Annotated in this window: 6 protein-coding genes; 2 read left to right on the forward strand and 4 right to left on the reverse strand. The window is 35.8% G+C overall.

Annotated features, from left to right (window positions below; genetic code table 11):
* Nucleotides 1-288: 288 nt before the first annotated feature.
* The 4 genes from ABEG63_RS18905 to ABEG63_RS18920 all read right to left on the reverse strand — a co-directional run bounded on the left by ABEG63_RS18905 (nt 289) and on the right by ABEG63_RS18920 (nt 5999).
* On the reverse strand, nt 289-1317 hold the full coding sequence (locus ABEG63_RS18905; RefSeq protein ID WP_346586893.1) for a methionine synthase: 1029 nt from the start codon (nt 1315-1317) through the stop codon (nt 289-291).
* Between the two features lie 30 nt (nt 1318-1347).
* Nucleotides 1348-2346, reverse strand: a complete 999-nt coding sequence (locus tag ABEG63_RS18910) for a DUF1852 domain-containing protein (RefSeq protein WP_346586895.1) — start codon at nt 2344-2346, stop codon at nt 1348-1350.
* 393 nt (nt 2347-2739) lie between these two features.
* Nucleotides 2740-4635: a molecular chaperone DnaK gene (gene dnaK, locus ABEG63_RS18915; protein WP_267401608.1), complete on the reverse strand. Its 1896-nt coding sequence runs from the start codon at nt 4633-4635 to the stop codon at nt 2740-2742.
* A gap of 152 nt (nt 4636-4787) precedes the next feature.
* On the reverse strand, nt 4788-5999 hold the full coding sequence (locus ABEG63_RS18920) for a M43 family zinc metalloprotease (RefSeq protein ID WP_346586897.1): 1212 nt from the start codon (nt 5997-5999) through the stop codon (nt 4788-4790).
* A 295-nt stretch (nt 6000-6294) separates the two neighbouring features.
* Between ABEG63_RS18920 and ppk1 the strand changes: the two genes are divergently transcribed.
* Nucleotides 6295-8367: a polyphosphate kinase 1 gene (gene ppk1, locus ABEG63_RS18925; RefSeq protein WP_267401613.1), complete on the forward strand. Its 2073-nt coding sequence runs from the start codon at nt 6295-6297 to the stop codon at nt 8365-8367.
* A complete protein-coding gene (locus ABEG63_RS18930; protein ID WP_312393872.1) occupies nt 8364-9248 on the forward strand; it encodes an exopolyphosphatase in 885 nt (294 codons plus the stop codon). Before ppk1 ends, ABEG63_RS18930 begins: the two co-directional genes overlap by 4 nt.
* Nucleotides 9249-9500: the final 252 nt, after the last annotated feature.

The following is a 9500-nucleotide window of genomic DNA, read 5'->3' on the forward strand; positions in this document are numbered from 1 at the left end:
TTTCGTTTTTATAAAAGTATACTTATCACGAATTTCTGCTATCCTGTAGTCACCTGTTAGTATTTTTGGTTACATAAATATTATGAAATAATTAAATTTTGTTGATATTTTTAAGTTGAATTTTTTCAGAATTTGAGATTTACTTGCACTAAATAAATACTTTAGTGTACCAAAGCAAAAAAAACTTAATAGTGCTTTTATTATTAGCACGTAACAAAATTAAGTTTTATTAAAAATTAACATGCAATACACTAAAGTATATTGATCAGCTTAATTAATAAAGTACGACTAAATACCAAACTCTTTACGTATAATTTCAGCGCCTGCACTTAAAGCTTCAAGCTTACCTCTTGCTACCTTTCTGGATAACGGTGCCATCCCACAGTTGGTACTTGGGTAAAGATTTTCAACATCTACAAACTCAAGAGTTTTACGAAGCGTATCAGCTACTTCTTCGGGGGTTTCGATCGTGTTACTTGCCACATCAATTGCGCCCACCATTACTTTCTTCCCACGAACGAGCTCAATTAAATTTAAAGGCACATTTGAGTTGTGGCATTCTAACGATACGATATCTATATTCGAATTTTTAATTTTAGGGAAAATTTCTTCGTATTGACGCCATTCTGAACCCAATGTCTTTTTCCAGTCGTTATTTGCTTTGATACCATAACCATAGCAAATATGTACCGCAGTTTCACATTTTAAACCTTCAACAGCTCTTTCTAATGCAGCCATTCCCCAATCGTTTACTTCATCAAAAAACACATTAAACGCAGGTTCATCAAACTGAATAATATCAACGCCTGCATCCTGTAATTCTCTAGCTTCTTCGTTGAGTACTTTCGCAAATTCCCATGCCAGTTTTTCCCTGCTTTTGTAATGGTCGTCATACAGCGTATCTACCATTGTCAGTGGGCCAGGCAATGCCCATTTGATAGGTTTATCTGTCTGTTTGCGCAAAAATTTAGCATCCTCAACAAAAACAGGTTTTTGACGGGCAACTTCACCGACAACGATAGGGACACTCGCATCATAACGGTCACGAATTTTTACGATCTTACGATTTTCAAAATCTACACCACTTAAATGCTCGATAAAAGTGGTTACGAAATGTTGGCGTGTCTGCTCACCGTCACTTATGATATCCACTCCTGCCAATTGCTGTTCCTGTAAAGAAATCCGCAAGGCATCCTGTTTTCCTTCAAGCAACTGATCGCCTTCTAATTTCCAGGGTGACCATAGTTTTTCAGGGGGTGCAAGCCAGGCAGGTTTGGGTAAGCTTCCCACAATTGAAGTGGGCAATAATATCTTCATAATCAAATAATTTTAATGTGTTGTATTAAGTTAAAGGGCGAAATTGGCAGACCATTCTTCCAAGATACTTTTGTAAGGCTGAATAAAATGCTTTTCTGTAAATTTCCCTTGATCGATGGCCAACTGACTGCGCTCTTCCCGGTTGTAGACTATTTTTGTTAAAGAATGATCCTGATTTTTCAAACTAGGTTTATAGCACAGTCCTGCAACAGAATTGGCATTATAAATCTCAGGTCTGTAAATCTTTTGGAACGTTTCCATGGTACTGATGGTACTTATTAATTCAAGGTTTGTATAATCCGCCAGTAAATCGCCAAAGAAAAAAAACGTTAAAGGTGCAGCGCTGTTTTGTGGCATAAAATAACGAACCTGCAAGCCCATTTTTTTGAAATACTGCTCCGTTAATGAAGAACTGTTGGGTTCGTATTCAAAGCCTAATATCGGGTGATGGTTTCCTGTGCGCTGATAGGTTTTATTATCAGATACACTCAGGCATATAACAGGCGGTTTCGTAAAGCGGTTTTTATAACTTTCTGAATGTACAAAATGTTTGAAGATATTACCGTGCAATTCACCAAAATGATCCGGAATGCTAAAGTTCTCTTTATCCTTATTATGCTCTAAAAGCAGTACACTAAAATCGTAATCGCGTACGTAAGACGAAAAGTTATTTCCAACAATACCTTCAATACGTTTGCCTGTTTTATGATCTATAATATGTGTTTTTAAAATTTCAATCGACGGGAATGTTGCCCCGCTACCATCAATATCTATATCAACAGAAACAATTTCCAGCTCAACCGAATAGCGATCGCTATTCGGATTATCCCAGCTCGCCAACGCATTAAAACGATTATTAATCATATTAATGGTATTGCGCAGGTTTTCCTGACGGCTCTCCCCTCTTGCTAAGTTGGCAAAATTGGTTGTTGTTCTCGTACTTTCAGCCGGTATATAATCCTCATTGAAATAAATACTCTTCAGTGCAAATGTAAAATCAGTCTTAACAATATTCCGGGTGTCTTCCATATTTTTATTTTCGTTTATTTTTTAATCTTCTGACAGGATCGCTTTCATTGAATTGAATGCAGTTATTTTTCCTTACAAATTTCAAAATAAAAGATGAATTAAACTGATTTAAACTAAAAATAAGGAAACTATTCTTTTAATATAATTATGAAAGAATATTATTCTATTTCATAGGATAAAAATTAAATAAACAGAAAATTATTCTTTAGAATATCGATGATGATTGTTATTTTGAATTGATTAACGCACTTTAAAAAGATAACTTCCTATGTAAATTGATCTTCTGTACTTATTTTAAACAAAACGAATTGGATAGCATATAAAAACAAAAATCCCCACAAACCTTTGTCTATGGGAATTTTCTATATTTTGTTAATTGTTATTACTCAATAACTATTTAACCTCTTCAAAATCTGCATCTTGTACATCTTCTGCTCCACCTGCATTTCCAGCATTCTGAGCTCCTGCGTTCGCACCTTCAGCACCTTGTCCAGCTGCGTATAATTCTTCTGAAGCTGCCATCCAAGCTGCATCTAAAGCTTCAGTTTTAGCTTTTACATCATCCGAATTTTTAGCTTCAAAAGCTGTTTTCAATTCTGCATGAGCTGCTTCAATTGCCGCTTTTTTGTCAGCAGAAAGTTTCTCTCCGAATTCTTTCAATTGTTTTTCAGTCTGGAAGATCAATCCGTCAGCTTTGTTGAAGATTTCAACTTCTTCTTTTCTCTTAGCATCTGCCGCAGAGTTTTCCTGAGCTTCTTTTTTCATTCTTTCGATTTCTTCGTCAGAAAGACCTGAAGACGCCTGAATTTTGATAGACTGCTCTTTACCTGTACCTTTATCTTTAGCAGAAACACTTAGGATACCATTTGCATCGATATCGAAAGTAACTTCGATTTGAGGAACTCCTCTTGGCGCTGGTGGAATATCCTGAAGGTCGAATCTACCGATTTCTTTGTTATCGTTGAACATAGATCTTTCACCCTGTCCTACTCTAATGCTTACAGCTGGCTGGTTGTCAGAAGCAGTAGAGAATACTTCAGATTTCTTAGTTGGGATTGTAGTGTTTGCTTCAATTAATTTAGTGAAAACAGAACCCATAGTTTCGATACCTAAAGAAAGTGGCGTAACATCTAATAAAAGAACGTCTTTTACATCACCTGTTAATACACCTCCTTGGATAGCTGCACCAATTGCTACAACCTCATCCGGGTTAACACCTTTTGAAGGTTTTTTACCGAAGAATTTTTCTACTTCTTCCTGGATGATCGGGATTCTTGTAGAACCACCTACCAAGATTACTTCGTCGATATCTGAAGTAGATAAACCTGCATCTTTCAATGCTTTAGCAACCGGCTCCATAGATCTTCTTACCAGATCTGCAGATAATTGCTCGAATTTAGCTTTAGTTAAAGTCTTCACTAAGTGCTTAGGACCTGTAGCTGTAGCTGTAATATATGGAAGGTTGATTTCAGTTTGTGGAGAAGAAGATAATTCGATTTTTGCTTTTTCAGCAGCTTCTTTTAATCTTTGTAATGCAATCGCATCAGATTTTAAGTCAACACCTTCTTCAGCTTTGAACTCATCAGCCATCCAGTTAATAATCACATCATCAAAGTCATCACCTCCTAAGTGTGTATCTCCGTTTGTAGACAATACTTCAAATACACCATCACCTAAATCTAAGATAGAGATATCGAAAGTACCACCACCAAGGTCATACACAGCAATTTTTTGATCTTTATGAGACTTATCTAAACCATAAGCTAACGCAGCAGCAGTTGGTTCGTTGATAATTCTTTCTACTTTAAGACCCGCGATTTCACCCGCTTCTTTAGTAGCTTGTCTTTGTGCATCGTTGAAGTATGCAGGAACAGTGATTACCGCTCTTGTAACTTCTTGTCCAAGATAATCTTCAGCAGTTTTCTTCATTTTCTGAAGCGTCATTGCAGAAATTTCCTGTGGAGTATATTCTCTATCGTCGATTTTTACTTTTACAGTATCGTTTGGTCCAGATACTACTTTATAAGGTACTCTTGTGATTTCAGAAGCATCATCTTTAAAGTGAGTCCCGATAAATCTTTTGATAGAGTAAACAGTTTTTGTTGGATTCGTTACAGCCTGTCTTTTTGCAGGATCTCCTACTTTTCTTTCACCATCTTCTGTAAATGCTACAATAGAAGGAGTCGTTCTTTTTCCCTCTGCGTTAGGAATAACAACAGGGTCTTTACCCTCCATCACAGCAACACAAGAGTTGGTTGTTCCTAAGTCAATTCCAATTATTTTACTCATAATATTTATATTTTTTCTAATTTTTAAATTAATTTACATTCAGTATTTCTCAATATCTGTACCATTCATTTTTTTATGACAAATTGACATATAAAATAAAAAACCCCGATTTTATCGGGGTTTAAAAACACAAATACGAGAAATAAGATAACCTACTTCTTAATGAATTTCATAGACTTAACAAAATTTCGGTCATTGTACGTTCTGACATAGTACACGCCGTTTGCAAGATCTTTTATATCTATTTTGTCAGTTTCATTTTTAATAAATGCTTTTCTCACCAGTCTACCTTCCGAATTAAAGATTTCAACTTCATCAACTGCAGCTAAAGGAGAAGCGATAGAAATATAATGACTGGTAGGATTTGGGAAGATATTAATAGAATTCGCTTTTTCTACCTCGCCAACAGCCAATACAGCACAAGCATTGGAATTTAATAAACTTGCTCGTGGCCCAATCATCGTATTTTGAGTAATGGTTTTCTGATCGTTGGTAAAAAGAGCCATGTTTGCATCATCAACATAATCCATATAATTCATAAACATTGCTCCTGTAGGCACCGTTACACAAGTATATGTATTATCTGGGAATACAGGGCTGTTATAATAAGCATCAAACGTCGCTGGAGTGTCTGCACAGCCATCATCTGTTGTACAATTGCCGTCTCCCCACGGGTGATCGAGACCGAAATAATGCCCAATTTCATGAGTTGCAGTTCTGCCTTTATTAAAAGGAGCTACTGCAGATCCAGTTGTCCCAAAATACTGGTATCCAATTGCTAAACCATCATAGTTTTCTCCGGCAGCATCTGGTAAATATGCCCAACCTAAAAGTCCATCAGGCAATTCACCTACCCAAATATTAAGATATTTTGTAGGATCCCAGGCAGACATTCCGTTGGATTCATAATAATCATTTTCAAAATCAAAGCTAGAGGCCACTGATTTTCTTTCAATTCCATTAGTGGGAGATCCATCTGGTTTTTTCGTTGCCATACAGAATGCTAGTTCTAAATCTGCCCCCATTGGCTGGAATACAGGAGGTACAACACTACTAAAATCAGAATTTTGTTTTCTGAAATCCTGATTCAAAACGGCAATCTGAGAAGCAATCTGAGCATCGGACACATTTTGATTAGGATTTTTATAAATAACGTGCACCACAACAGGAACTGTAACAACTGTTTGAGTAGATTTTTTTACATTATTTTTACTCGTCAGGAAATTTCTTAGATCTGCTTTTCTTGCAAGAGCCTGAGGATTTTTTTCAAAAAACGCTTTCATTTTTTGATCTGTTGAGCAACTTCTTTGTGCATAGGTATTCACACCAAGAACACCCACTAATAAAAGTAAATATTTTTTCATCATTTATTGATTTATTGTATTTTTATGATTCAAATATAATTGATTTTTTACCATTTAAAATACCTTAAATACAAATAAATCACCCGTATAAATTAATTATTTTGAATCATATAAAAATATTAATCAAACTTTAACTTTTTCATCGATTTTTAATAACTTTAGTCAATTACAATGGAAAATTAAAATTCATGCAATCACAAACGATTTAACATATTAAAATTTAATTAAACCTTAACGTTAAAAAGTCCTGTAAGACGCGATGAATCATTATTTTTGATAAAATATAAACTAACGAATGTCATTACATTTTAATCCGCGAGATATTACCTGGCTTGCCTTTAACGAGAGGGTTTTGCAGGAGGCTATGGACGAAAAAGTTCCGTTGCATTTAAGAATCAGATTTTTGGGAATATTTTCCAACAATTTAGATGAATTTTTCAGAGTGCGGGTTGCAGGATTAAAACGTGCGATGGATTTTAAGGAAAAAGTAATCGCGGAATCATTTTATCAGCCGCCTTCCAAAATCCTTCAGAAAATCAATGACATTGTAATCAGCCAGCAGCAGAATTTCGATAAAACCTGGAAAAAAATCCAGAGCGAAATGGCTGAGCATAAGGTTTATATTAAAACTTCAAAAAACTTAACGGCAAAACAGAAAGAGTTTGTAAGAACTTATTTTGATGAAGTGGTGGAATCTAATGTGATCCCGATTTTACTTCACGAAAACACGCCAATGCCTTATTACAGAGACAAAAGTCTTTATTTGGGCGTGGCGATGAGGAAAAAAGACTGGCAATATTCCAGCAATTATGCAATTATTGAAATTCCGTCGCGTTTTGTCGGGCGATTTGTTTTGCTTCCAACCGAAGATCCTGAAGAGAAAAACGTGATGCTTCTGGAAGATGTGATTACTTTTAATCTTCCGCATATTTTTTCCTATTTTGGATATGATGAATTTTCAGCTAATGCTTTTAAAGTCACGAAAGATGCAGAAATGGATCTGGATAATGACATCAGAACCAATTTCGCAGAAAAAATTGAAAAAGGTTTAAAAAACCGAAGAAAAGGAAAACCGACGCGTTTCGTCTTCGATAAAGACATGGACAAAGCTTTGCTTGAATTGCTTATCCGAAAATTGAATTTAACCAAGAAAGACAGCATTATTCCGGGCGGAAAGATTCATAATTTCAAACATTTCATGGATTTTCCTGATGTTTTTGAAAAATATGAACGTCCTGTTGAAAGAACTTCTTTCACCCATCCGGCTTTTGAACATGGCGAAAGAGTAACTGATGTTATTTTAAAACACGATGTTTTGCTCACTTTTCCTTATCATAAGTACAATCCGGTGATCGATCTTCTTCGTGAAGCGGCGATGGATCCTGATGTAAAATCGATTCAAATTACAGCGTATCGTTTAGCAAGCAATTCAAAAATCAGCAATGCGTTGATCTATGCGGCTAGAAATGGTAAAGAAGTAACGGTGATGCTGGAACTTCAGGCAAGATTTGATGAAGAATCTAATTTGGAGTGGAAAGAAATGTTCGAGCCCGAAGGAATTACAGTTTTAATCGGACTTCCCGAGAAAAAAGTACATGCCAAATTGTGTATCATTAAAAAGAGAGCTCATAATAAAACCATACAGTATGGTTTTGTAAGTACCGGAAATTTTAATGAAAAAACCGCCCGTATTTATGGCGATCATTTGATCATGACTTCTGACCGAGGCATTATGGCAGACATTAATAAAGTCTTCAATGTATTAAAAAAACCGAAAGAAGATTACCTTCCCGTTTTGAAAACTTGTAAAAATTTATTAGTTTGCCCTCAATTCATGCGTGAAAAGATCGTTCACCATATCGATAAAGAGATTGAAGAAGCAAAAGCCGGAAGAAAAGCAGAGATGATTATCAAGGCTAATTCTGTAAGCGACAGGGCTTTGATCGAAAAATTGTACGAAGCAGCTATTGCCGGAGTGGTGGTAAAAATGATTGTGAGAGGAATTTACTGTGCCGTAAACCAAAAAGAGTTTAAGGAAAAAATAAAGGCCATTAGCATTGTTGACGAATACTTGGAACACGCGAGAGTGATGTATTTTTACAACAAAGGTTCTGAAGATATGTATATTTCTTCCGCCGACTGGATGACAAGAAATTTGGATTACAGAATTGAAGCAGCCGCCAAGATAACAGATAAAAATCTTAAAAAAGAACTGAAAGATATCTTAGATATTCAGCTTCGTGATAATGTAAAAGCCCGTATCTTAGATAAAAAACTGAGCAACGAATACATCAGCAACGACAAAGAAAAATGTCGCTCTCAAATTGAAACATACAAATATTTAAAAGGTAAAACGAAAGCAAAATGAAAATCGCAGCCATCGACATTGGGAGTAATGCAGCCAGACTTTTAATCAATGAAGTTAAAATAAATAACAAACAACCGGAATTTATTAAGCTTAATCTTTTAAGGATCCCTTTGAGGCTGGGTATGGACGTATTTACCCACGGAAAGATTGGTGAAGAAAGAGAAAAAATGGTGCTGGATTCTATGAAGATCTTTAGCGATCTGATGAAAATCTATAAAGTAGACCATTACAGAGCCTGTGCGACGAGTGCGATGCGCGATGCATCCAACGGAAAAAGCATTATTGAAGAAGTAAAGAAAACCTCAGGAATTGAAATTGAAATTATTTCTGGAGACGAAGAGGCAACTTTAGTATTTGAAAATCATGTTGCAGAAGGGCTTGATAAAGAATTTGCCTATTTGTATGTAGATGTTGGCGGTGGTTCTACCGAGCTTACTTTCTACGAAAACGGTAAAATGAAATATGAAAAATCTTTCAATATCGGGACTATTCGATTGCTTAATAATTTGGTAACTCCGAATAACTGGCAGGAAATGAAAGAGGAAATCAGAAAGAATATCAATAGTAAAAAACCAATTTTGGCCATTGGTTCAGGCGGAAATATCAACAAAGTTTTCTCCATGAGCAAAACCAAAGACGGAAAACCGATGTCGCTTACTCACCTGAAAAAAGTGTATAAAGAATTCGACCATCTTTCTGTAGATGAGCGAATGACAAAATATAATATGCGTGAAGACCGAGCTGATGTTTTGGTTCATGCATTGAAAATTTTCAACAACGTGATGTCATGGTCAGAAATCAACCGAATTTTTGTTCCGAAAATCTCTGTGGCTGACGGATTGATTCATAATATTTACAGCAAATTACAGGATAAAAAGTAATTTCACAATATAGAAAATTGAGAAAGCCGGTCGTTTTGATCGGTTTTTCTTTTTTTAGAAGCTATTTCCAGCTCTCCGCACTCGCTATTTTTTATTTTTGGGGGTTCGGCGCGGCAGCGAAGCTGTAGTCTTGGTCGGAAGAAATTCCGACCATTTAAGTTTTAAAAACTTTATCTGGATTCCCTCCGGCAAAGATGATTAATATGGCAGTAATCATATCCCTTAGTTCCATCGCGATTCGTCTTTTAGCCG

Source organism: Chryseobacterium sp. C39-AII1 (assembly GCF_039672645.1).
GTDB lineage: Bacteria > Bacteroidota > Bacteroidia > Flavobacteriales > Weeksellaceae > Chryseobacterium.

Bases quoted from the DNA above. Each gene is read 5' to 3' on its own strand.
- ppk1 (WP_267401613.1), top strand. From the start codon at position 6,295: ATGTCATTACATTTTAATCCGCGAGATATTACCTGGCTTGCCTTTAAC.
- ABEG63_RS18905 (WP_346586893.1), bottom strand. From the start codon at position 1,317: ATGAAGATATTATTGCCCACTTCAATTGTGGGAAGCTTACCCAAACCT.
- dnaK (WP_267401608.1), bottom strand. From the start codon at position 4,635: ATGAGTAAAATAATTGGAATTGACTTAGGAACAACCAACTCTTGTGTT.
- ABEG63_RS18920 (WP_346586897.1), bottom strand. From the start codon at position 5,999: ATGAAAAAATATTTACTTTTATTAGTGGGTGTTCTTGGTGTGAATACC.
- ABEG63_RS18910 (WP_346586895.1), bottom strand. From the start codon at position 2,346: ATGGAAGACACCCGGAATATTGTTAAGACTGATTTTACATTTGCACTG.
- ABEG63_RS18930 (WP_312393872.1), top strand. From the start codon at position 8,364: ATGAAAATCGCAGCCATCGACATTGGGAGTAATGCAGCCAGACTTTTA.